The organism is Anaerobacillus sp. MEB173 (genome assembly GCF_052119505.1).
In the GTDB taxonomy this organism is placed as follows: domain Bacteria; phylum Bacillota; class Bacilli; order Bacillales; family JBJMAU01; genus JBJMAU01.
Map to the genome: position 1 here is coordinate 317,177 of NZ_JBJMAU010000005.1, position 22,599 is coordinate 339,775.

24 protein-coding genes and 1 pseudogene are annotated in these 22,599 nt (G+C 36.7%); 4 read left to right on the plus strand and 21 right to left on the minus strand.

Annotated elements, in window-relative coordinates:
• Nucleotides 1–203: 203 nt before the first annotated feature.
• From ACJ2A9_RS13335 to ACJ2A9_RS13345, 3 genes and pseudogenes are all read left to right on the plus strand, one after another.
• Nucleotides 204–494 (plus strand): annotated as a pseudogene (locus ACJ2A9_RS13335) (N-acetyltransferase); the annotation flags it as partial.
• A gap of 23 nt (nucleotides 495–517) precedes the next feature.
• Entirely contained in the window at nucleotides 518–1,162 is a 645-nt protein-coding gene (locus ACJ2A9_RS13340) for an acetoin utilization AcuB family protein (protein ID WP_441422193.1), read from the plus strand.
• On the plus strand, nucleotides 1,159–2,334 hold the full coding sequence (locus tag ACJ2A9_RS13345) for an acetoin utilization protein AcuC (protein ID WP_441422158.1): 1,176 nt from the start codon (nucleotides 1,159–1,161) through the stop codon (nucleotides 2,332–2,334). Before ACJ2A9_RS13340 ends, ACJ2A9_RS13345 begins: the two co-directional genes overlap by 4 nt.
• Before the next feature lie 64 nt (nucleotides 2,335–2,398).
• On the opposite strand, the gene ACJ2A9_RS13350 is transcribed toward ACJ2A9_RS13345, so the two are convergent.
• The 20 genes from ACJ2A9_RS13350 to ACJ2A9_RS13445 all read right to left on the minus strand — a co-directional run bounded on the left by ACJ2A9_RS13350 (nucleotide 2,399) and on the right by ACJ2A9_RS13445 (nucleotide 21,247).
• Nucleotides 2,399–3,097, minus strand: coding sequence for a 5'-methylthioadenosine/adenosylhomocysteine nucleosidase (locus ACJ2A9_RS13350; RefSeq protein ID WP_441422159.1), 699 nt, complete (start codon nucleotides 3,095–3,097; stop codon nucleotides 2,399–2,401).
• A gap of 107 nt (nucleotides 3,098–3,204) precedes the next feature.
• On the minus strand, nucleotides 3,205–4,002 hold the full coding sequence (motS, locus tag ACJ2A9_RS13355) for a flagellar motor protein MotS (protein ID WP_441422160.1): 798 nt from the start codon (nucleotides 4,000–4,002) through the stop codon (nucleotides 3,205–3,207).
• Between the two features lies 1 nt (nucleotide 4,003).
• Nucleotides 4,004–4,801: a flagellar motor protein MotP gene (gene motP / locus ACJ2A9_RS13360; RefSeq protein ID WP_441422161.1), complete on the minus strand. Its 798-nt coding sequence runs from the start codon at nucleotides 4,799–4,801 to the stop codon at nucleotides 4,004–4,006.
• A gap of 89 nt (nucleotides 4,802–4,890) precedes the next feature.
• Entirely contained in the window at nucleotides 4,891–5,913 is a 1,023-nt protein-coding gene (ccpA, locus tag ACJ2A9_RS13365) for a catabolite control protein A (RefSeq protein WP_441422162.1), read from the minus strand.
• A gap of 180 nt (nucleotides 5,914–6,093) precedes the next feature.
• On the minus strand, nucleotides 6,094–6,642 hold the full coding sequence (locus tag ACJ2A9_RS13370) for a hypothetical protein (protein ID WP_441422163.1): 549 nt from the start codon (nucleotides 6,640–6,642) through the stop codon (nucleotides 6,094–6,096).
• A gap of 140 nt (nucleotides 6,643–6,782) precedes the next feature.
• Entirely contained in the window at nucleotides 6,783–7,859 is a 1,077-nt protein-coding gene (locus ACJ2A9_RS13375; protein ID WP_441422164.1) for a bifunctional 3-deoxy-7-phosphoheptulonate synthase/chorismate mutase, read from the minus strand.
• A gap of 232 nt (nucleotides 7,860–8,091) precedes the next feature.
• Nucleotides 8,092–8,556, minus strand: a complete 465-nt coding sequence (locus ACJ2A9_RS13380; RefSeq protein ID WP_441422165.1) for a YtxH domain-containing protein — start codon at nucleotides 8,554–8,556, stop codon at nucleotides 8,092–8,094.
• 75 nt (nucleotides 8,557–8,631) lie between these two features.
• Complete coding sequence (locus ACJ2A9_RS13385; RefSeq protein WP_441422166.1) at nucleotides 8,632–9,087, minus strand: DUF948 domain-containing protein; 456 nt, start codon at nucleotides 9,085–9,087, stop codon at nucleotides 8,632–8,634.
• Between the two features lie 147 nt (nucleotides 9,088–9,234).
• Nucleotides 9,235–10,533 carry a UDP-N-acetylmuramate--L-alanine ligase gene (murC, locus tag ACJ2A9_RS13390; RefSeq protein WP_441422167.1) on the minus strand — a complete coding sequence of 433 codons (1,299 nt, stop codon included), beginning with the start codon at nucleotides 10,531–10,533 and terminating at the stop codon, nucleotides 9,235–9,237.
• A 240-nt stretch (nucleotides 10,534–10,773) separates the two neighbouring features.
• The gene (locus tag ACJ2A9_RS13395) at nucleotides 10,774–11,448 is read right to left on the minus strand and encodes a hypothetical protein (RefSeq protein WP_441422168.1); all 675 of its coding nucleotides are present in this window, start codon (nucleotides 11,446–11,448) and stop codon (nucleotides 10,774–10,776) included.
• A 180-nt stretch (nucleotides 11,449–11,628) separates the two neighbouring features.
• On the minus strand, nucleotides 11,629–12,726 hold the full coding sequence (locus tag ACJ2A9_RS13400; protein ID WP_441422169.1) for a nicotinate phosphoribosyltransferase: 1,098 nt from the start codon (nucleotides 12,724–12,726) through the stop codon (nucleotides 11,629–11,631).
• A gap of 212 nt (nucleotides 12,727–12,938) precedes the next feature.
• On the minus strand, nucleotides 12,939–13,130 hold the full coding sequence (locus ACJ2A9_RS13405) for a hypothetical protein (protein ID WP_441422170.1): 192 nt from the start codon (nucleotides 13,128–13,130) through the stop codon (nucleotides 12,939–12,941).
• A 184-nt stretch (nucleotides 13,131–13,314) separates the two neighbouring features.
• Nucleotides 13,315–16,065: a DNA translocase FtsK gene (locus ACJ2A9_RS13410; RefSeq protein WP_441422171.1), complete on the minus strand. Its 2,751-nt coding sequence runs from the start codon at nucleotides 16,063–16,065 to the stop codon at nucleotides 13,315–13,317.
• Between the two features lie 129 nt (nucleotides 16,066–16,194).
• Complete coding sequence (locus ACJ2A9_RS13415; RefSeq protein WP_441422172.1) at nucleotides 16,195–16,992, minus strand: DUF1444 domain-containing protein; 798 nt, start codon at nucleotides 16,990–16,992, stop codon at nucleotides 16,195–16,197.
• 114 nt (nucleotides 16,993–17,106) lie between these two features.
• Nucleotides 17,107–17,526, minus strand: coding sequence for a preQ(1) synthase (gene queF / locus ACJ2A9_RS13420; RefSeq protein ID WP_441422173.1), 420 nt, complete (start codon nucleotides 17,524–17,526; stop codon nucleotides 17,107–17,109).
• Between the two features lie 151 nt (nucleotides 17,527–17,677).
• Nucleotides 17,678–17,998: a thioredoxin family protein gene (locus tag ACJ2A9_RS13425; protein ID WP_441422174.1), complete on the minus strand. Its 321-nt coding sequence runs from the start codon at nucleotides 17,996–17,998 to the stop codon at nucleotides 17,678–17,680.
• A 111-nt stretch (nucleotides 17,999–18,109) separates the two neighbouring features.
• Nucleotides 18,110–19,138, minus strand: a complete 1,029-nt coding sequence (locus ACJ2A9_RS13430) for a PTS transporter subunit IIC (protein WP_441422175.1) — start codon at nucleotides 19,136–19,138, stop codon at nucleotides 18,110–18,112.
• Between the two features lie 196 nt (nucleotides 19,139–19,334).
• On the minus strand, nucleotides 19,335–19,847 hold the full coding sequence (locus tag ACJ2A9_RS13435) for a hypothetical protein (protein WP_441422176.1): 513 nt from the start codon (nucleotides 19,845–19,847) through the stop codon (nucleotides 19,335–19,337).
• A gap of 151 nt (nucleotides 19,848–19,998) precedes the next feature.
• Complete coding sequence (locus tag ACJ2A9_RS13440; RefSeq protein ID WP_441422177.1) at nucleotides 19,999–20,523, minus strand: DUF84 family protein; 525 nt, start codon at nucleotides 20,521–20,523, stop codon at nucleotides 19,999–20,001.
• 37 nt (nucleotides 20,524–20,560) lie between these two features.
• A complete protein-coding gene (locus tag ACJ2A9_RS13445; protein ID WP_441422178.1) occupies nucleotides 20,561–21,247 on the minus strand; it encodes a response regulator transcription factor in 687 nt (228 codons plus the stop codon).
• A gap of 296 nt (nucleotides 21,248–21,543) precedes the next feature.
• Between ACJ2A9_RS13445 and ACJ2A9_RS13450 the strand changes: the two genes are divergently transcribed.
• A complete protein-coding gene (locus ACJ2A9_RS13450) occupies nucleotides 21,544–22,167 on the plus strand; it encodes a hypothetical protein (protein WP_441422179.1) in 624 nt (207 codons plus the stop codon).
• Nucleotides 22,168–22,328: 161 nt separating this feature from the next.
• Here ACJ2A9_RS13450 and ACJ2A9_RS13455 read toward each other — a convergent pair.
• Nucleotides 22,329–22,599, minus strand: a 271-nt coding sequence (locus ACJ2A9_RS13455; RefSeq protein ID WP_441422180.1) for a hypothetical protein, incomplete at its 5' end; no start/stop codon positions are given.

Consider the following 22,599-nt stretch of genomic DNA (forward strand, 5'->3'; position numbering starts at 1 on the left):
CTTATTTATCGGGAATTTCCGTTGTTTTAATTTTTTTTATTTTACATTTACTTTTTACTATATTTTTCTATTAATCTCATAATATAGCAGATTCACTGCCATATTATGACATTGCACAACATTTTTCTTCATCAATTTATGTAAATTTTCAGGTGATAATTATGTTTAGTACAAAAAACTACAATACTGTTGAACTTTAAACTGGTAAACATTTAATCAAAGTGTCGATGATGGATGAAGCAATGGAAGATTATATTATCATCACCACAGAATTTTATTGGTACCGGGATTTAAAAAACACTGGATTAACTGTATGGGAGTATCGTAAAATAATGGAAAAGATGATGAAGATCGGTGGATTAGAATGCTACTCAGCGGATGGTCCCTAAATTTGCTCTCATCCTGCTAACTGCCTCATGGCTCGAATTGGACAAGGGTTAATGTTCAATCGATTGAAGAGTTTGGATAGACTGCGTTTTCGTATTACCTATTAATTTGAATAAGGAGTGTGAAAATGATGATTATAGAAGAAATTATGAACTGTAATACTGTTACGATCAGTAAAGACGATACAATCGAAACTGCAATTAACTTATTAAATCAATATCGTATCCGTCATTTGCCAATCGTTGACTCAGAAAATCATGTTATTGGAATTATTTCCGATCGGGATATTCGTGATGCAAGTCCTTCCATTTTTCATAAAGAAGATCACAAAGAAGACTTAAAGAAGCCTGTATCAACGATCATGATTACTGATGTAATTACTGCTCATCCATTAGATTTTGTTGAAGAGGTAGCATCCATGTTTTACGAGCACCAAATTGGCTGTATGCCCGTAACTGAAGAAAATAAATTAGTAGGTGTTGTAACTGAAACAGACATTTTACACACTCTTGTTCAATTGATGGGTGCTCATCAGCCAAGTTCACAAATAGAAGTTCGTGTTGAAAATATTACCGGTAAATTGGCGGAAATCGCCAATATTTTCAAAGAGAAGAAAATTAATATTACAAGTGTCCTTGTTTATCCATCGAAAGATTTAAATTATAAAATTCTTGTATTTCGTGTCCAAACTATGGACCCAAGGGGAATCATTGCTGAAATTGAAAAAGAAGGTTACAAAGTACTTTGGCCAAATATGCCGGGGGTTTCAGAATGAGACTCCCAAAACAAGATTCTGTTTTTATTTATTCAAAAGACCAGAGTACTTATAAATTCAGTGATGATCACCCTTTTAATCAAAAACGTCTAGAGTTAACCTACGACTTATTAACAAAAATAGATGCTATCGATGAGTCACAAATTGTCCCTCCGCGGTTTGCAACCGATGAGGAAATCGCTCTAATCCATGACCCGGCCTATATTGATGCAGTGAAAGCTGCAGGCAGAGGTGAATTAAGCCCTGGTATTGCCAATAGTTATGGCATAGGGACTGATGATACACCAATGTTTAAAGATATGCATAAAGCCGCCTCTTTACTCGTTGGAGGCACATTAACAGCTGTTGATTTAGTTATGGAAAATAAGGCGAATCATGCCCTAAATTTAAGCGGCGGACTTCATCACGGCTTTCGCGGCAGAGCATCTGGATTTTGTATTTATAATGACAGCTCAATTGCCATTGAATATATGCGGCAAAAATACGGTGCCAAGGTACTCTATGTTGATACTGATGCCCATCATGGTGACGGTGTACAATGGGCCTTTTACGATGATCCTGATGTTTGCACACTCTCGATTCACGAAACAGGAAGATACTTGTTTCCAGGTACTGGCAATGTCAATGAAAAGGGTTCCGGAAAAGGATACGGCTATTCAATTAACATTCCTTTGGATGCGTTTACAGAAGATGAATCTTGGTTGGAAGCGTATGAAACATCATTCAGGGAAGTGATCGAATTTTTTAAACCCGATGTGATTTTAACGCAAAATGGTGCTGATTCTCATCACTTTGATCCTTTAACACACTTGTCTTCTTCGATTAAAATATATAGAGAAATACCAAAATTAGCTCATAAACTTGCACATGAATATTGTAATGGTCGTTGGATCGCAGTTGGTGGCGGAGGCTATGATATATGGCGTGTTGTTCCAAGGGCTTGGTCAATGATCTGGTTAGAGATGACAAATCAAAATTTAGCAAATGGTTTGTTACCTAGCAATTGGATTGAAGCATGGCAGCCAGCAGCTCCTGTGCCACTTATCAATACATGGGACGATCCTTATCCACTTCATCCGGAAATACCTAGAAAGCTTGAAATAAATGAAAAAAATCATTTAACAATTGAGAAAGCGCTCTCACACATTCGAACAGAAACAAAATCACGTTAAATCGAAAAAAGCGTGCGATCAAAATATCGCACGCTTTAATTTCTGAATCTTTCAAAATTCAATGCTATTCCATTTTTTCTAACATTCTTCTAACAATCACAGCAGATCGCTCTGAAGCTAATTTCGTAAATTCTGCAAAATTAACATCAGCACTGCCATTTGCCTTGTCAGACATGGATCGAATGATCACGAAAGGAATCTCATTTAACATCGCGGCCTGCGCGACTGCAGCCCCTTCCATTTCAACACACTTCCCTTGAAATTGTCCGTCTAGCTCCTTCACAATCTCTGGATCCGCAATAAATTGATCACCGCTTAATACTCTGCCTTTGATTATGTTAATCTCATTAAGCTGCTCTGCTGCTTCCTCAGCAAGCGCTATAAGGGATTCAGCAGCTTGAAAGTCGGATGATTCCGCAAACATAGGGACTTGTCCTCGTGGAAACCCAAGTGCTGAGGCATCAATATCATGTTGCATCGCACTAGTAGAAATCACAATATCTCCAATTTCAAGTGTCGGATCTATAGCCCCGGCAACTCCTGTAAAAATAATCTTATCTACGTTAAAGCGGTCGATAAGAATCTGAGTTGTTATCGCTCCATTCACTTTACCTACGCCTGATTTACATAAAACAATCTCCTGATTGGCATATGTCCCTTCATAAAATACATTTTTGGCATGAACAGATTCTTGTTTTAACTCTAAAGACTCTCTCATTAATTCAATTTCCTCATTCATCGCCCCAATAATCCCAATCCGCATAAATCAACATCCCTCACTTCCCACTAACTTTCAACTCTAAACTCTAAACTCTAAACTCTAAACTCTAAACTAAATTTACATTTTACATTTTAAATTTTACATTTACTTTAGTACGTATCATCCGGATAATATGTCGGATCTGATATCACAATGACCACACGTCTATTTTTTTGTAGATTTTCTTGTGTTGTGTTTGGTGCAACCGGACGCGTTTCCCCATATCCTGTTGCAATAAAACGTTGTGGATCTAGTTGGTAGGTATCAATTAAAAAGCGAATAACACTACTTGCACGTGCACCAGATAGCTCCCAATTGGATGGGTAACGATATGTAGAGATTGATCTGCTGTCAGTATGTCCCTCTACCTTGACAATGTTTGGGATATTCTCTAATAACAATCCTACCTTTGTAAGAAATGGAATAGCACTGGGAAGAATTTCAGCTTCTCCGGAGTCAAATAAGATCCTGTCCTGTAATACAAGAACGACTCCACGTTCATCCCTCAATGCCGAAATCACATCGGTCAGATTATTTCTTTCTAAAAAGGCCAACACTTCGGCAAGTAACTTATCCAGCTTGATATCTTCATCACTATCAATCATGTTCAAATCATCATCAATCGGAGAACTTCCCTTTTCTTCTTCTTTTATAGGATGATCAGGCAGCCCAACATCATCAGTTATATCTTCAATAAGATCATCAAGAGGAATCATCGAAGGATAAAAATCAAAGATGGCTCGTTGCTGAAACGATTCAGATAAGGCTCGAAATTTTTGTGCATCAACAACTGACATCGAAAATAACATGATAAAAAAGACAAGAATTAACGTCATCATATCAGAAAAGGTTACCATCCATTTTGGTGCACCTTTGTCACCTTTTTTTTGTTGACGTCTTCGTTCCATTTTATTCTTCCTCCGCTTTTTCTACAGCTTTGCCATTCATAGCTAATGGTAAAAAAGCACTCAATTTTTCTTCGAGGATTTTTGGGTTTTGTCCCGATTGGATACCGATAACACCTTCAACAATAATTTGTTTGATGAACACCTCTTCTTCTGTTTTGTTTGCCAGCTTACTAGCCATTGGAATAAAAATTAAATTCGCCAGTAAGACACCATAGAGTGTTGTTAATAAAGCAACTGCCATATTCGGTCCTAACGTTGAAGGATCTTGAAGGTTTTGAAGCATTAACACAAGTCCGATTAACGTTCCAATCATTCCCCAAGCAGGAGCATATTCACCTGCCTTTTCGATAATAGACCTTCCTTTTCGGTGCCTTTCTTCAAGTGCAACAATTTCTGCCATCATAATATCCTTTATTGTCTCTGGCTCTAAACCATCAACAGCAAGCAGAATTCCTTTTTCAATAAATGGATCTTTTACATCCTCAATTTCATTCTCTAACGCTAATAACCCTTCTCTACGCGCTTTACCAGAAAGCTCAACAAACGTCTGAATTAACCCTTGCAGATCATGATTATCCGTATTGAATGCTTCCTTTATCACCCGAGGTATTTTTTTGATTTCTGCAGCGGAAAAGTTAATAAAAAGTGCTCCAATTAATCCTCCAAAAACAATAATAATCGAGGAAAGTTGGATAAAAAAGAAGATACCACTAGGACCAGCATTGGAGAAAATTCCGAAGAAAATCATAATTGTTCCTACTAAAATACCTAAAGGTGTTAATATATCAAGTTTTTTCATAACTCTCTCCCTGAATAACTTATCACACTCTCTAACTTTTGGTCATGAAGAAGGCAGTCTGTCTTAAAAAGTCAGACTGCTTGAAAACTTTAGAAAGTCTCTCCATCGTTTGTGCGTGTAGAATTTCTAAATTCAATTCGATGTGGCAACACAACAATATGATCATCAACTTCTTCTTTATTCATATATTTCGTTAATAAACGCATGGAAACGGCACCGATATCATACATCGGTTGTACAACAGTCGTTAGTGTTGGACGTACCATTGAAGCTAAACGAGTATTATCAAAACCAATCACTTCAAAATCGTCCGGAATACTGTAGCCATTGTCTTGGGCACCATGAATCACACCTAGTGCCATTTCGTCAGTTCCGGCAAAAATGGCCGTCGGCTTGTTCTCCATCTTCAGAAACGTCTCCATTGCTTCGATTCCTGAATCATACGTATAATCACCAATCACAACATTCTCTTCAACAAACGGTAAACTTGCTTCCTCTAAGGCCTTTTTGTAGCCTAGATATTTCTGATAACCATTAACTGGGTCTTCTAATGAACCCGTCACCATTCCAATATTCGTATGTCCATTCTTAATGAGAACTGTAATAGCATCATATGTAGCTTGTTGATAGTCAATATTTACCGATGGAATTTCTTTCTCTACATCCAATGTAGCTGCTAATACAATCGGAACTGGTGAACGTTTAAATTCTTCAGCATGCTCTTCCGTAATTTCTCCACCCATAAACACAATTCCATCAACCTGCTTTTCCAGTAGTGTGTTAAGTAAATGAATCTCTTTGTCCTTGTTCTGATCGGAGTTACATAAGATGATATTGTATTTGTACATTGTCGCAATATCCTCGATTCCCCGAGCTAACTCCGCAAAGAAAATGCTAGATATATCCGGAATGATGACCCCTACTGTCGTAGTTTTCTTACTTGCTAATCCACGGGCTACAGCATTCGGACGGTATCCCAATCGCTCAATCGCTTCTAGTACTCTTTTTCTTGTAGTTGGTTTTACATTAGGGTTTCCATTTACTACCCTTGATACTGTAGCCATGGAAACATTCGCTTCTCTGGCAACATCATATATTGTTGTTGTATTCACAATGATCCCCCTCTATTTTATTCAATCACTGTTTGTTATAAATAGATAATTGTAATGTTATCATACGACACATTTAGGAGGTCCGCAATTGATTCATATTACTTATATCGACAAGTTTCCGAATTTTTTCAGAGAAACCATCCCATTTTGACTAAACCATGCTTTCAACTTTTAACTTCATTAATTATATAACAGCGTCTTTTGAACAATTTTTGGATTTTCACCAAATCTATTTTTCATAATGACATACTGGAGACGTCCTTGACCGAGTTCATCAAGTATATCCATCTCAACAACCGTTTGTATCGTTGTATGTTGGATAATTTTAATTGACTCCGGTACAGCATCGTAAATACTATACCAATGGTAATTAGAAGCTGCTAAATACTCACCACTGCGGCTAACGCTTAGATCTGTCACTTTGCGGACAAGTGTATCAGCTAATTCAATTGTTAAATACTGTTCATAGTATTTGAACAAATCACTTTTACTAATAAATTGATTTGAAAAAACTTCAATTCCTTCATTATTTACGTATGTATTTTCTAATGGTTCCCTCATCTTCTTTTCAGCTCGATAAAGGAATTCAATCATTTCTTTAGCATCAAGTTCAGTTACAGGTGTATGGCTAAACTGACTATATTCTATCGTACTATCCATTCCTTCATGGGCCTGATTTCCACAACCAATCAGCAATAGGAAACTAACGACCATTACTACTATTCTCATCCCTATACCACCCCTATCTTTTTATATAGGATTTGTTTTCCTAATTGGAGCTATACGCTGATAATAGTAATTTTTTACTCGTATACCTATTTGGAGCATAAAAAACCTCTCCTATAAGCATAGAAGAGGTAAGCTGTTTATTAGTTTTTGTATAGACCTGATTCACGCAGTGCAGACATAAATGAGTTAAATTGCGGGATATCCATCTGTTGAGCAGAATCCGATAACGCTACTGCCGGATCAGGATGTACCTCAGCCATTACAGCATCTGCACCAATCGCAAGAGCTGCTTTTGCAGTAGGGATTAAAAGATCACGTCTGCCAGTAGAGTGGGTGACATCAACAACAACCGGCAAATGAGTTTCTTGCTTTAAGATTGGAACAGCAGAAATATCTAATGTATTTCGGGTTGCCTTCTCGTAAGTACGAATTCCACGCTCACAAAGAATAATATTGCCATTCCCTTTTGAGATAATATATTCTGCAGCATTAATGAATTCTTCAATTGTTGCTGAAAGACCTCGTTTTAATAGAACTGGCTTGTTAACTGAGCCCGCAGCCTTTAATAGTTCAAAGTTTTGCATATTACGAGCACCGATTTGGATAACATCAATATATTCAATTGCTGACTCGATATCAGCAGGGTTCACAATCTCACTAATAACTGCCATATCGAACTCATCAGCTACACGTTTTAAAATTTGTAAACCTTCTAATCCCAACCCTTGGAAGTCATAAGGAGAAGTACGAGGCTTATACGCACCCCCACGTAATAGCTTTAATCCTTGAGCTTTCATCGCTTTTGCAACTTCAGCTACTTGCTCATAGCTTTCTACTGAGCATGGACCAGTAATCATACGTTGATTCCCGTCTCCAATTGTTTCGCCTTTAATCGTAACAATTGTATTCTCTGGGTGTTTCTTACGGGAAACGAGAAGGGCTTTTCGATTATCATCCTCTTGTAATTCTAGACCTGCTTTAAAAATTTGCTTGAAAATATGCTGTAATGTTGCCGTTTCAAATGGTCCTTCATTCTTCTCAGCAATCAAGTCTAACATTTTTCTTTCACGGACAGGATCAAAACGATTTACACCTTGAGTACTTTTTACACGACCAATTTCTTGAACCAGTCTTGCACGCTCATTAATAACGTCCATTAATTGTAAGTTTACTTCATCCAGTTTATTACGTAATTCATTTAATTGTTCGTTGCTCATAATCCCCACTCCTTATGTTTTTTAAATATTCTAAAAAAATGATTTTTCTAATTTCTAATGATTACGAATAATTATATATGAAATAATAATTATTGTCACGGATTTTTTCTTTAATAATTAGACGCTTTTAAGCGTTAAAGTATTTTGAGTAAAGTACACACAGTAAAAACACCCTGACATTTCTCAATGAGGAGGGTGTTTCTACCGTTTTCTCAATATATTCACTTGTTAATTATGCTCTGGCTTTTTCTAACTCTTCTGCTGCTTCCTCTTCCTGAAGAAGCTCTACATTAGAAGCTTCGACAAGATTTTGTTCAGTTACTTCTTCACCATCTAATTCTTCAGGAACAGCAGCAACACTACGTAAATTTCGAACATCTTCTTTTACATTACTTGCTACTTCTTTTACTTTGCCAACTACTTGTGAAGATTGCTCTGAAATAGCTCGGGCAATATCAGAAGACCTTTGTTTTGCTTGTCCTGCATAATCAGTAGCTGTTTCTTTTAATTGAACTGTTTTAAGCTTTGCAATTTGTGCCTGTTCATTAATCCCATGGCGAATCTCTCGTCCAGACTTTGGTGTGAGTAGCAGGGCTGTTGTAGCACCAACGATACCACCGACTAATGCCCCGATTAAAAAATCCTTCGTGTTCAAATTATCTTCCTTGTGCTGAATGTTTTGATTGTTTTCTCCCATTTGAAATCCTCCTTTATTAATTTGTTTAATGGAGTTAATATTTGGGTGTCATACAAGCAGTCAACTCCAAGTGTGTTAGTCTTTGAACGCTTTTTCTTCCTTTTTACTCTTCCACTTTGTCCATAAATCAATGGCAGCATTTCCCCACTGAACAGCCTGTGCAATTTGGTCAGACTGACGTTCAGCTTGAGAAGAAACATTCTCAGACACTTTCCTGATGGATTTGTTAATGCCTTGCATCGATTCTCCTAAGTCCTTTACAGAGGTAAATACGGTATTTAATGATTCTGATTTACCTTGGATATCTTCTGCAAGACGATTCGTCCTATGTAATAATTCGGTAGACTCTGCTGTAATTCCTTTTAATTGTTTCTCTAAACTTTCCATTGTATTTGCAACATTATCCAGAGTATGCTGTACTGAACGCAGCGTCCTTGCCAAATACACAACTAAAACAGTAAAAGCTACGGCAATTAGGGCAACACTTACATACACAATCATCATGACAATCATTACACTTCCCTTCAACATTTTTATTCCCATTTAACATTCAATCAAACATGCTATCTAATAATTTCTACATCATTCGATATAGTCCTTTAAAAAAGTTAGATCATCTCGCCTTTTTCGACAAGTAAACACCTTATAAAAAAACCAGAGCAGCTGCTCTGGTTTTGGTTACGAGAATCCTTTTTCATAGGCATGTTGAAATTTTTGAATATCCCCGGCTCCCATAAATAATAATACACTTTGGTGATGTTTACTTAGTTGATGGATGTCAGCTTCATTAATAAGCTTTGCCCCTGGAATTTTGTCTAATAAATCTTGAATCGTTAAATTTCCGCTATTTTCTCTTGCTGAACTGAAAATATCACAAAGATACACGACATCAGCCTTTTTGAGACTGTTTGCAAATTCATCAAGAAATGTTTTTGTTCTCGTAAATGTATGCGGTTGAAAGATCGCAACAATTTCTCGGTCAGGATATTTCTGCTTTGTCGCTTCGATCGTTGCCGAAATTTCTGTTGGATGATGAGCGTAATCATCAATCAGCACTTGCTTACCGAGAGATTTTTCCGAAAATCTTCTTTTTACACCAGCAAAAGTTTGCAGCTGTTCTTTAATAGCTTCAACGGAAATGTTTTCGTAATGACATAAAGCAATGACTGCTAACGCATTTAATACATTATGCGTACCAAAGCCATTGATCTTAAATGTACTATAATAGTTGTTTCGAACAAATACATCAAATGTTGTGCCATCTTTCTCTACGTGAATATTTCTTCCTTGAAAATCATTATCTTCACTTAGACCGTAAAATACAACAGGCACCTGAGCATGAATACGTTGTAAGTACTGATCATCTCCACAAGCAATGATTGCCTTTTTCACTTGCATTGCCATTTCCTGAAAAGCACTGTATACATCTTCTACATCACGAAAATAGTCAGGATGATCAAAATCAATATTTGTCATAATGGCATAATCTGGCTTGTAATTAAGAAAATGCCTGCGATACTCACATGCTTCAAAAACAAAGTATTTGCTCTTCTCGGCCCCTTTACCTGTTCCATCACCAATGAGGAATGATGTTGGCTGTGCCGCACTTAATACATGGGAAAGTAAACCGGTTGTTGATGTTTTCCCATGTGAGCCAGTAACCGCTACGCTTGTAAATTGCTGAATAAACTGTCCAAGGAAATGAGGATATTTTTGTACATCGATATTTAGTTCATTAGCTCGCTCAATTTCTTCATGACTTGAAGAATATGCTGGAGAGGCAATGATTACTTGACCCTCTTTAATATTTTCTTTATTAAACGGAAGAATCGTAATCCCTTTCTCTTCAAGTGGTTTTTGTGTAAAGAAGACCTTCTCTACATCAGACCCCTGCACTTGGTAATTCATGTCATGAAGAACTTGGGCTAAGGCACTCATTCCTGAACCTTTAATGCCGATAAAATGGTAGATTGTCATAGAATGGACCTCCACAATTTCAATTATCATACCTTAATAACGATATCTAAAAACAGTATATGCCTAATATGTATTAATGCTATTGTATGCTATTCCAGTATGTGAATTTTTATGTCATGCATTTTCCATTATAACAGAAAAACGATATCACAACCATTTCAAGATAAAATCTTTCTTTAATATAAGTATACCTAATAAAAAAAGAACCATCCACTAATGGACGATTATTAAAGTCATCTATCAAAGTGTTTCTGCAAATTTTAAATAATGAATACCGAATTCTTTCAGAAACGCTCTCCAACTTGTATGAGGTTTCCTTTTATTTACCTTTTCATAGTCAGCCTGAATTAGCTGCATCAACCGGTTACTATCTAATTTTTTAATTTTCGTATGAGGTCCAATTGCTACTTGTTTAAATCCGGCTCTTGTTTGACGAAGAAAAATCAAATCGCCTTTCGTAATGTCTGTAAAAGGAAAATGAAGACTTTGTATTTCACTACTTTTTCCGAATAATGGGTTCCTTCCTTCAATCTTATGCCGGTCATTTACTTTCTCGATGAGTATTGGTTCAAGTGTCATCAAAAAAAGAAAGCTGCTCATTTCGAGCATTGGTTTCGGCAACTGATGACTGTACTCGCGAATAAATTGATCGAACATTCGATGACCCATAACAGTTACATAATCAAAAGCAAGCCAATGTTCAAATTGTAACTTCCATTTTGTATGATGCAATTCCTGAAAAGGAACCCCAACTTTATGATAAAACATATGCTTTGCCCTTACTTTTTCCCTTAAATTGATACTTGTTTCAAGATAAGAAAAATATTCTTCATAGAGAGAACATAGAGTACGATCGGCGATTTGTTGTTTTTCTTTACGTAAGAGATTGAAATCAATGATTTCCTTCACGTTCATGCCATTTTCGCCCCCTTTACCATATAAATCTCAGTCAAATGGTGTTCTTAATTTATAAAGCTGTCTTAGCAATAGATGTTCACGCTGGTTCTTTGTACGAAATCAAATAAACTACCGCTACCATTCCTACCCAATAGGAGTAGTAGCGATAGTTTTGTTGGCAAAACATTTATACGCAGACTATTCTACTTTTTCCAGACGCGGATTAGGACGATATCTTCGTCCGGCCTTTGCTTCGTGTTCACCATTTAGAAGAACATTATCCCCGGTAAACCCGATTGATATTTTTAACAGACTGCTGCCAACCCCGTATATATCAACTGGTACATTAATGGATTCGTATTCTTCAATTCTTTTTGCATCAAATCCGCCTGTTGCAATAATTTTGACATGGTGAAAGCCTTCGTCGTCTAATGCCCTGCGTAAGGCAAAAATTAATTCTGGGTTTACTCCACGCGGGTCAAATGATCCTAGTACATCGGGATTTCTAAAAAAGTATTGATCAACCATTGTTCTTGATGTATCAATTCTCACGCCTTTTAATTTATGACCAAACTCTCTGGCTACTTTCAATGCATCAGTAATAACATCATTATTATAGTCAACAAGTGCCTGTAACTCATCCTCGGGAAAAGTCTCATGATAAGCTTTTGCAGCCGCAACAACATCCCCTTGAAAAAGCTGAATAAGAGCGTGAGGCATCGTTCCCATGCCCTTTTTCCCCCACCATTCATTCATTGCATGTGTAGCCTGCGCTTTTGAACCACCAATAAACGCAGCATAGCCATCGCCCGATTGCTGTGTAAAGTGATCATCTCGGTCCCCCATAAAAATGACCGGCTTTTGGGTACCGGATTTACGTGCAGCTTTCACAACATTATACACATTTGTTGAAACAGATGTCCTTCTCGCCAAAATCCCATCGATAATCCCTTCTAGGTAACCAAAGTTTTGATATGGACCTTTAATCGTTAGCACCGTCTCAAATGGGCTAATTTTGTCCCCGTCCTTTAATGAATGGATTTCAAGATCATCTGGGTTTTTGGCAAACGTTTTAATAAGCGCAATGACTTCGTCAGACCCACAAAGAACTGCATTCGTTTTTTGAAAGAACTGCATTGTTACGACATTATCTTCTTTATGACGTTTAATAATTTCCCTCGTTTTCAGGAAATAAACGGCAGAAAACCATCCTTCTTTCACACGCTCATCAAATTTAAATGTCTTATTTGTTAATCTCTTTATTTTACCTTGTAACTTCAACTCAATTTCTTTCATGACGTCTCCTTGTTCCTTTACAATGACTAGTATATTTACTACCTATTATTAACTATTCCACAAATATTTCATTCATTTTCTATCTATAACAACAATATCCAACTTCTATGTAACGCATGAATACCCGTGAAGTGGATTTTCATCCTTCCACGGGTACCTGTAAATAAGTGAGCTGTAAAAACAAAAAACTAAGCTAGCAAGTTTAGAACATTTTAATGATACAAAGGCTGTTCCTTATGTTGTTCCATAATGGCTGCACCAATAATCTCTTTTAAATCAGTTTCACTAAGATTACCTAGGCCATACTGCAAAACAACGAGCATAGATTGTTCATCTTCTCTTAATAAGGGTAACCACTTTGGAGAAACTGATTGAACTAAGTCAAATAGCTGAATCTCTTGCATGTCGATCACTCCTTAATGTAAATGTTCGAAACAAATGCTTTTTCTTGATTCACTTACTCAGTAAAATAATATCTTCAAAGATTAAAATGTTACTTGCTATTATCATATATAACAATGCTCTAGAAAACAAGGGATGGAAGCATAATTCCTCTAAAAATAGACAAGATTCTCAAGATAATAGCCCTTAAACATGATTTGTTTCCAGCTGACTCTCAAATTCTTCCCTTGTTATTAACACATTTCGCGGCTTACTTCCCATTGCTTCAGATACAATTCCTTGATGCTCCATCATTTCAATTAATCTCGCAGCACGGTTAAAGCCAATTCGAAAACGTCGTTGCAGACTGGAAGCAGACGCCATATCTTGTTCAAATACATAGTAGCAAGCTTCTTCAAACAAGTCATCTTCTTGTTCAAAACTTGCCTGGGTTTTTACTAACTGTTCTTTCGTAAATAAATATTCTGGTTGTCCTTGTTTTTTGACAAAATAAATAACACGGTCAATTTCATCATCTGATACAAAATTTCCTTGCACACGAATTGGTTTTCCTGAACCATTCTCCAAAAATAACATATCGCCTTTACCAAGTAATCGCTCGGCCCCACTTGAATCAATAATCGTTCTTGAATCGACTGATGAAGAAACTGAAAAGGCAATTCTCGTTGGGATATTTGCTTTGATTAAACCTGTAATAACATCGACAGACGGACGTTGTGTTGCTAATAATAAGTGAATGCCGCAGGCTCTTGCTTTTTGAGCAATACGACATATTGCTTCTTCAACATCCTGTGGAGAAACCATCATTAAGTCAGCTAATTCATCAATAATGACAACGATATACGGTAGAGCCGGAGGGATTGTCTCGTCTTTACAGTGTATGTGGTTATATCGCTTTATATCACGAACACCACTTTCTGCAAATAGTTCATAACGACGCTCCATTTCCTCAACAACCCATTTTAAGGCAATTGTCGCTTGTTTTGCATCTGTAATAACAGGGCTTACGAGATGAGGGATGTCATTATAAGGTGCCAACTCAACCATCTTCGGATCAATTAATAATAGCTTCAACTCTTCAGGTTTTGCCTTATACATAAGGCTAATCAGGATTGAATTTATACACACACTTTTCCCTGAGCCTGTTGCTCCGGCAATTAACCCGTGCGGCATTTTTTGAATATCGGTTACAATTGCCTTCCCGGATATATCTAATCCCATTACTACTGTCAATGGCGACGAACTTGTTTGGAATTCGCTACTTCTAATAATTTGACGAATGCCTACTGGAGAGCTTACTCGGTTCGGAACTTCAATACCAATCGCATTCTTTCCTGGAATTGGTGCTTCAATCCTGATATCTTTGGCAGATAAGGAAAGTTTAATATCATCAGCCAAGTTCGTTATTTTGCTTACCTTTACCCCAAGAGCCGGCTGCACCTCAAATCTTGTAACTGCTGGTCCTTTCGTCACATTTACGACTTTAGCACTTACATGGAAGTTTTCAAGCGTATTTTCTAACAATTGCCGTTGCTCAGTCAGCCACTCTTGACTGTCTCCTTCCTGCGCAGGTGGAACATCTAATAAGGTAATACTTGGGAATTCGTAGCTACTTTCAATCTCTTGCTTTGTTTCATTTACCGTTGAGTTTTCTTGTTTTTCTTTATCCTTTGTATACATTAATACATTAAATGGGATGACTACCCGATTCGATCTTTCTTTTGGCAAAGCAGGCTGATCTTCTGCATCATTATTGCCTTCAACTTTCTCCATTTGATGATCCATCTCTTCTTCAGCGACTTCATACTGTTCTCGTTGCTCGACCTCTACTTCTTCGTATAGTTCTTCACTCGTAACAGGATCAACATCTAACATGGAGTCATCTTCATCTATAACAGAATCGGGTGTTATCATAGCAACTTCTTCACTCATAACAGAGTCTGGTGCTTTCATAGCGGCTTCTTCATTCACAGCAGGTTCTGGTTCTATCATTGCGGCTTCTTCATTCACAGCAGGTTCTGGTTCTATCATTGCGGCTTCTTCATTCACAGCAGGTTCTGGTTCTATCATTGCGGCTTCTTCACTCATTACAGATTCAGCTTCCATCAAAGAGACTTCCTCGCTGACTGCGGCAATTTCTGCATTTTCATCAATGCTTGTAACCTTTCCCTCGATTTCTACTACTTCTTCCTGTTGATCATCAGAATTTACAGTATCATTGTCTTCATTTCGTTCCTCAACGTTATCCATCTCCACATTCTCGACAACATCGAACTCAAGAGCTAATTTACTTCCTGAAGACTCTACCTGTTGCTCTATTGTTGCACTAACCTCTTTGCTCGAAGCCATTTGTTGCTTTTGATTTATTAGAAGCTCATTTTCGATGGTTTCAATTGACTTAATATAGGTAGGAAATGTCTTTTTTTCGAAAGAGTTGTTTAACGGCTGATCAATCTGTAAGTCATCCTCCTTCGTTCTCGATCGTTTTCCAAACCCATAGACTGGCGATGGAATCGATGTTGGTTTGAAATTATTACCTAAAAACTTTTCCCGTGATTTTGGAACCACTTTTTCTTTAGCTGATTCCTTAGCCGGAATTGATTTCTCAACCGTTTTTTTCGGGCTCGGTTTGTGAATTGCCTTCATTTCCTGTTGTTGAAGTGGTCGTTTGCTCTTATGTAATGGTTCTATCTTTTGTTTAGGTGAAGGTACATTCGACGTTTTGGGCTCATTATCATCAATAACAGGAAAACGAAACTGGCCCTGCTTTGGATAACGATGAATTATTTTTGGTTCCCCGTTTCTCTGATCACTTTCAATTCTCCCAAACGATTTAGTTTGGCTTTCTTTCATTTCCTCAAGTTGTTCAATTTGTTCAACTTCTTTACCAAAAAATATATCTTGAATTTTTTTTATTAAGTTTCTAAACTGGCTCATAAAAAAACACCATCTCCTCTATGTACACTATTTTAACGAAAAAAAGGAAAAACCACTAGTGTTTCCCTAGTGGTGAAGGCTGGTTAGTTGGTAAGTGTTTTAACTTTTAACTTTTAATTTACCAACCAGTCACTGCTTTGGTTTCTTTTGCGCTAAAATAAAAATCGGTTCGAACTCGCCGTTTTCATAAAGAAATGGTAGAGCGGTTACCGGAACACGTCCATTCATAAAAAACTGGAAAACCATTTGAGCAAGAACATCATAGCCTTGCTCATTTACTATATCAGCAAAGATCAATACATCCTGGTGTGGCACAGCAATCGCTAACTTTCCCTCAACTTTATTAGTCATTTGCTCAATAAGAGTATCATTTACTATACGGCTAGCATCATAACCATCATTATAATTGATGAAATAAAAAGTGTTACCTGCTACCTTATCTGTCTTCATCTCCGTCGGCAATGACCGAACATTAAAACGCGCCAGCTCTTTTATTTTATCTGCACTTACTTTTTCTCCTGCTAACGTCTCTTCATCTAAAAGTGCATATGACTTTCCAAGATCTACAGAATAAAAGATTCTTGTTTCTGCAGTATGCTCATCATAGACTAATTTCTTTCCATCAGCTGTTTCAAGCGGAAAGGATGTTGAACGAATTACTGGAAAGATTTCTTTTTCCTTTCCTGCTAAATTCAATCGTTTATTCATTAGTTGCAAAGATGTATCAACATAATGAATGGTTTCATCAATAGCTGCTTCTTTTCGCTTTTCCCATTTTGCTAATAATTTACCTAGTGAAATTGAAACGCCTTTTTTCGTTTTACTATTTTCAATGCGCAGTTCTTCGTTTTCCTTGTTATACGTAATAACACGGTCAGCACTCGCTAACCGCTGTTCCAATTCTTTTTTTAATTGATTTATTTTCATGAGGGGTCCCTCCATTGCATACTTTATTACGAAACTATTGTAACATGCATTTCACTCTGTTCCAAAAGAAGAAACCTCCATTACTAAAGTAGTAAAAGAGGTTTCTGCATCCAGTTATTTACTTTCACGATATTCGCACACAACTTCTGTCCCAAGACCACCACGAGCATTCCATAATGCTTCAATTTTCATGTATTTTGGTTTGATCAGATTCACAAGATCTTCCAGGATTTTGTTTGTTGCATGCTCTTGATAAATACCTACATTGCGGTATGATGTTAAATAATATTTTAAAGACTTCATTTCTACTAACAGTTCATTAGGAATGAATTTAATTTTAATATCCGCAAAATCCGGCAGACCAGACCATGGACATACAGATGTAAACTCATTTGTCGGGATTACTACTTCTGTATCTTTTCCTACGTACTCATAAGGAATTGTTTCTAAAATATCAACTAAAATTACATCTTCACTCTCAATATCAAAGCGAATGCCTTCATACTTACTGTGATTTACTTCAGCTTTTGCCATTTTGTACATCCTTTCATTTCAAGCGCTATCGCTTTAGTTTTTTTTAGAGAGGGGAGTTTTCGAACCCTCTGACTTACCTATATTAACAGGAATTGTTCAGTTTTGAAAGGGTGTAACATGACTTTTTCCTTCGCCAAATCTTTCAAATAAGTTATTTGTCTAGTGCTGTTTGTAAAAATGATTCAATTTCAGTTCTTGTCTTACGGTCTTTACTTACGAATCGATCGACTTCTTTGCCATCCTTATATGCTAAGAAGCTCGGAATTCCAAAGATGTCCAACTCTCCGCATAGATCGATCAACTTATCACGATCAGCATAGTAAAATGTAAACTCAGGAAAGTCAGCAACGATACCTGGCAATACAGGATCAAGAACACGGCAATCAGGACACCAATCCGCCGAAAACATCACGACTACATTTCCATCTTTTATAACTTCCTCAAACATTTCCTTAGACTCAACATGTTTCATAATGAAAACCACCTTTTTAATTAATAATTAATAAGTTAGAATTAGTGTATGTAATTTCAGAGTTGCTTCTTGAAATACAATAAAACAATTATAAATTATACATTGCTTTTCCTATTGTTCTATCTTCATATCTCCAAATTTGATCCAGCCTTTTTTTCTCATCCATTCTGATAATATCAAGCTAATGACTGCAGGTCCAATAAAATGCAGGAGGATGACTGGGAGAAAAACGTCCCACGAAAATCCCATGACAGTAAAAGTCATGATTTGCCCGACAAATCCGCTCGTCCCCATCCCGGCTCCTGCTGGATTATTGACCATTTGGAAAACGATGGTTGCAAATGGGGCAAGGAGGATCCCCGCCACTGTCGGCGGAATTAAGATGAGAGGATTTCTAATGATGTTCGCTACTTGAAGCATCGAGGTACCTATTCCTAAAGCAACCCACCCGGAAAATCCATTTTCACGATAGCTGCTCGTTGCAAAACCAATCATCTGCGCAGCACATCCAACCGTTGCCGCCCCCGCGGCAATTCCTTCAAGACCAAGCATAAAGGCGATTGCAGCACTGGAAATTGGTGCCGTTAATGCTAATCCCATCAACGTCGCCACTAATATGCCCATCACCAAAGGCTGTTGTTCTACTGCCCACATAATTACACTTCCAAACCATTCAAGACCACTTGCAATTTTAGGTCCGATAAATGTTGCGACAAAGAAACCCGTTGCAATGCTGACGAAAGGAGTGACGATAATATCTAACCTTGTTTCTTTTGATACTAATTTTCCAATTTCTGTTGAAAGTAATGCCGCTATAAAACTGCCTGCAGGACCACCTAACTGCGCACCGGCCGCTCCACTGACAACAGCTGCAAATAGCACGAGCCTAGGAGCTTTCAGACCATAAGCTACAGCAACACCAATTGCCGGGCCCATTAAATCCATTGCAAGCTGTCCCATCGTTACAAGCCATTCAGACCATTCTAATTGAAAATGCTCACCAAGCTGCTGCCCGGCTGTTCGAATAATTAAACCTATAATTAATGAAGAAAAAAGACCTAAAGCCATATAACTTAAAGCAGTAATAAAATATGTCTTTAGAGAAAGGTCTACACCTTTCTTTTTTAGAAATTGTTTCATGATAATCCCAGCCTTCTATCCGTAATCTAAAAATCTGTATAACGAAATTATATCTAAACAATGACATATGTAAAGACATCTGTTAATATGGAGTCGTTCCTAATGGAGTAATATCCTTTAGCATGCCTTGTTTTTAAGAGAATAAAAGTGAGAACAAAAAAAAGCTAGAAGGCTTAATGCTTCTAACTTTGTACACTTATTTATAACTTATCGAATTTAATACTTCTATCATATCTTTTGCACTTGCTGACAAGTCAGATAGTGATGACATCGTGGTTATCTTCATTCCACCGACCCCAATGACAAGAGTGTACTGATCACTCTCTTCAGGGACAACCATAATATAGCCAAAACGACCTTCTGAATCGATGGTTTCAAACAGCAAAGCCTCTTCTTTAAATTCAAGGTCCCGTTCCATATTTACCTGGCTGTCTAATCCTTCTGCAGGATTATAAAAAAGCAGAAAAGGCTGATTTCCCTTCTCAAAAATTACATTATTTTCAGAAACATCGGAAACTGAAAATGAACTTGGTAAAAAATAGTGAATCTCAGCTGTCTCTTCATTGGCCTCGACACGTTCTTGATGAAAACCTTCTATAAAGGTATTTTTTGTCTCTTCTATCATTTCTTCTTTTGAAACTGAACAGCCAGCAACAAACATTAGCATCAGAACTACGGTTGTGATGACCAATTTGGATTTCTTCCCCATATTTCTCCCTCCTCTAATTCTGTGCTCATTTCTATCATATCGCGAATTAATTTTAGTTGACAAGCACTAATTGACAAAATTCGACCATTTCATATTATTTCTAAAACAAAAAAGTAATGGTGAGCATCCATTACTTTTTAACATGGCAAATTTAATTCTTTTTGCTACTCTGTTTATATTCATACTGACCAATCAACAACTTAACAACATGTGTGAACATCTCAGCTCTTGAAACATATCCATTTGTAAATATACCAATTGCCCCTTCTTTTTTACGAATATCATTTACTCCCGTGAAATCAGCCATGACAATGCCAAGTTCAACACCTTCTCTAACTTTGGCGGCAACCTCTTCTGGCAGGGCAATTTTTGCACCACTGGCCACATAAACATCCTCTGTAGAGGTGACAAGTGCACCCCAATTACATAAAAACATTGTTGATCCTAATTCAACAACTCCACCTTCTAACCCTATTGCAAAATCAAACTCTCCTTTCGTTAAACATCCTTTTGCCCGGTTTATTGCGCCTACCTGTGTTTCTTCATCTGAGAACGGTTGCTTTGAAACCGCTGAAGGAATATCAAAGGCATCTACATTTACATCCTTTGATCTGAGCGCTGCTTTCACTGCATTTATCTTTGCTTGATTTTTTGACCCAATAGCTACTTTCCACATATGTACTCACCTTTTTACTTTAGTCTTATTATTCCCTTCAAAATCTACCTTCGAATTTATACCCTACACCCCAGACCGTCTCAATTAAATCATAACTGACCTTTTTTAGTTTTTGTCGAACTTTTTTTATATGTACATCGACTGTACGAATATCCCCAATGAAATTATATTCCCAGACTTGTTCCAATAATTGTTCACGAGTATAGACATTACCAGGTGATTTTGCTAGAAAAGCTAGTAAATCAAACTCTTTTGGTCGAAAGTTTATTTTTTCCCCTTTTACAATGACTTCCCGACGATTAAGATTAATTTCAATATCATGATAAATATATCTTGAAATTCTTTGATTTGTTTGATCTTTTGATTCAATTCGTCGAAGTATTGCCTTGATCCTTGCAACCAATTCTCTCGGGCTGAATGGTTTAGTAATATAATCATCTGCTCCAAGCTCTAACCCTAGTACACGATCAAATTCCTCTCCTTTAGCAGTTAACATAACTATAGGCACATCTGAGAACTTACGTATTTCGCGGCAGACATCATAGCCATCCATACTAGTCATCATTATATCTAATATAATAAGATCTAGTGACTCTTTTTTTGCTAACTCAAGTCCTTCGATTCCATCAGGAGCTTCAATTAGTTCGATATTATGTTGCTCAAAATAATACCTAATAATTTCTCGTACATTTTGATCATCATCAGCTATTAGCACTTTAAACATCCTATGAACACTCCTTAATTATAAAAAATACTAGCATTAAAGAATACAATAAAAAATATGAAGATTTAATGAGAGCACTCTATGAAGACCATGTTTATATTACTAAGTTATCGACAGTAATAAAAGATACCCCGTAACATTTACAAACAATTTTGATAATATTACATGTTTACATTGCGGTTCGATGAAAATTATTACATATTCTCTAAAATCCCCTATTCACAGACAGAAAAAATAATTTTTATTACGAATTTATTGTGTTAGAGACGTTTCAATTATAGAAAAGGAGGGTGGAAATGTATCCGGAAATAAAACATTTTAATTCGATAAAACAAGAATATGATGATAAGTTAGCCGTTCTTTATAAGAAGCGCGAGCAAATCGAACAAAAAATTGCCCGAGTAAATATTATTAATAATGAACGTTCCCTTACTAAAAAAATAAAAAATATTAATGACGAAATACTAGATATAAATAAAAGTAAAAATCAACGGTTACAAAAGCTTGTTCCATATTTACTTGCGGGAAAGCAGAGAGAAGTTGCTGCAGCAACGAAAAAATTTACACAAATGAGTAAGGATATTATTCGTTTTCGTGCGGAGTATTTATTATTAATCCAACAACTTTATGAAGTTCAACAATATGCACAAGATATTGAAACTGCTTTTAAGGATTCGCTAGAGTCTATTGAAACCGACCCTCAACAAATAGATATAAATATAGATTTATTAGAAATTAATCTTCATGATCCAATCCATCCAAACAATCCACCGTTAGGGATATTGGAAAAAGAAGTTCAACAAGTCTATAAAACTGGGAAACTCCCAGAATGGCTTCATTCATACATAGCAAATCTTCATTCAAATTTAAATGAAAATTTTAAACCAAATAGAAATAAAAAAAACAAACGTCTGAAGTAAATTTATTAGCTCAGACGTTTGTTTTTGTGCTTTCAAAATTACACCATTACAAAATCAAAGATGTTGATGTATACATTTATTCCACTTTTATATTCAAACCCAAAAGAATAAAACTGAGCCTATTTAAAAACAGGAATCCAAACGGATCCCTGTAGGTCGAATTATTTTAGAAAGGAAATAAAGTTTTTGTATGCAGAACGGAGCTGCTCATAGTATCCCATTACCTTATCAAGAGTTGAAATCGTGCTATGATCTTGTTCTTCTACTACTTCTAATGTCTCATCTGTCACGACTTCAATTTCTTCAGTTGCTTCGTCTGTTTCTGTTTCTACTGCTTCCAATGTCTCATCTGTCACAACTTCGAGCTCTTCAGCTGCTTCGCCTGTTTCTGTTTCTACTGCTTCCAACGTCTCATCTTTCGCTACATCGAGC

What these genes read in the sequence shown, in the direction of transcription:
- ACJ2A9_RS13450 (WP_441422179.1), top strand. Translation starts at nt 21,544, where the DNA reads ATGTATCCGGAAATAAAACATTTTAATTCGATAAAACAAGAATATGAT.
- murC (WP_441422167.1), bottom strand. Translation starts at nt 10,533, where the DNA reads ATGACAATCTACCATTTTATCGGCATTAAAGGTTCAGGAATGAGTGCC.
- motP (WP_441422161.1), bottom strand. Translation starts at nt 4,801, where the DNA reads ATGAAAAAACTTGATATATTAACACCTTTAGGTATTTTAGTAGGAACA.
- ACJ2A9_RS13345 (WP_441422158.1), top strand. Translation starts at nt 1,159, where the DNA reads ATGAGACTCCCAAAACAAGATTCTGTTTTTATTTATTCAAAAGACCAG.
- motS (WP_441422160.1), bottom strand. Translation starts at nt 4,002, where the DNA reads ATGGAACGAAGACGTCAACAAAAAAAAGGTGACAAAGGTGCACCAAAA.
- ACJ2A9_RS13395 (WP_441422168.1), bottom strand. Translation starts at nt 11,448, where the DNA reads ATGAACGTGAAGGAAATCATTGATTTCAATCTCTTACGTAAAGAAAAA.
- ACJ2A9_RS13400 (WP_441422169.1), bottom strand. Translation starts at nt 12,726, where the DNA reads ATGAAAGAAATTGAGTTGAAGTTACAAGGTAAAATAAAGAGATTAACA.
- ACJ2A9_RS13380 (WP_441422165.1), bottom strand. Translation starts at nt 8,556, where the DNA reads ATGGGAGAAAACAATCAAAACATTCAGCACAAGGAAGATAATTTGAAC.
- ACJ2A9_RS13440 (WP_441422177.1), bottom strand. Translation starts at nt 20,523, where the DNA reads ATGTGGAAAGTAGCTATTGGGTCAAAAAATCAAGCAAAGATAAATGCA.
- ACJ2A9_RS13430 (WP_441422175.1), bottom strand. Translation starts at nt 19,138, where the DNA reads ATGAAACAATTTCTAAAAAAGAAAGGTGTAGACCTTTCTCTAAAGACA.
- ACJ2A9_RS13415 (WP_441422172.1), bottom strand. Translation starts at nt 16,992, where the DNA reads ATGAAAATAAATCAATTAAAAAAAGAATTGGAACAGCGGTTAGCGAGT.
- ACJ2A9_RS13385 (WP_441422166.1), bottom strand. Translation starts at nt 9,087, where the DNA reads ATGTTGAAGGGAAGTGTAATGATTGTCATGATGATTGTGTATGTAAGT.
- ACJ2A9_RS13445 (WP_441422178.1), bottom strand. Translation starts at nt 21,247, where the DNA reads ATGTTTAAAGTGCTAATAGCTGATGATGATCAAAATGTACGAGAAATT.
- ACJ2A9_RS13370 (WP_441422163.1), bottom strand. Translation starts at nt 6,642, where the DNA reads ATGAGAATAGTAGTAATGGTCGTTAGTTTCCTATTGCTGATTGGTTGT.
- ACJ2A9_RS13410 (WP_441422171.1), bottom strand. Translation starts at nt 16,065, where the DNA reads ATGAGCCAGTTTAGAAACTTAATAAAAAAAATTCAAGATATATTTTTT.
- ACJ2A9_RS13375 (WP_441422164.1), bottom strand. Translation starts at nt 7,859, where the DNA reads ATGAGCAACGAACAATTAAATGAATTACGTAATAAACTGGATGAAGTA.
- ACJ2A9_RS13405 (WP_441422170.1), bottom strand. Translation starts at nt 13,130, where the DNA reads ATGCAAGAGATTCAGCTATTTGACTTAGTTCAATCAGTTTCTCCAAAG.
- ACJ2A9_RS13350 (WP_441422159.1), bottom strand. Translation starts at nt 3,097, where the DNA reads ATGCGGATTGGGATTATTGGGGCGATGAATGAGGAAATTGAATTAATG.
- ACJ2A9_RS13425 (WP_441422174.1), bottom strand. Translation starts at nt 17,998, where the DNA reads ATGAAACATGTTGAGTCTAAGGAAATGTTTGAGGAAGTTATAAAAGAT.
- queF (WP_441422173.1), bottom strand. Translation starts at nt 17,526, where the DNA reads ATGGCAAAAGCTGAAGTAAATCACAGTAAGTATGAAGGCATTCGCTTT.
- ACJ2A9_RS13435 (WP_441422176.1), bottom strand. Translation starts at nt 19,847, where the DNA reads ATGGGGAAGAAATCCAAATTGGTCATCACAACCGTAGTTCTGATGCTA.
- ACJ2A9_RS13340 (WP_441422193.1), top strand. Translation starts at nt 518, where the DNA reads ATGATTATAGAAGAAATTATGAACTGTAATACTGTTACGATCAGTAAA.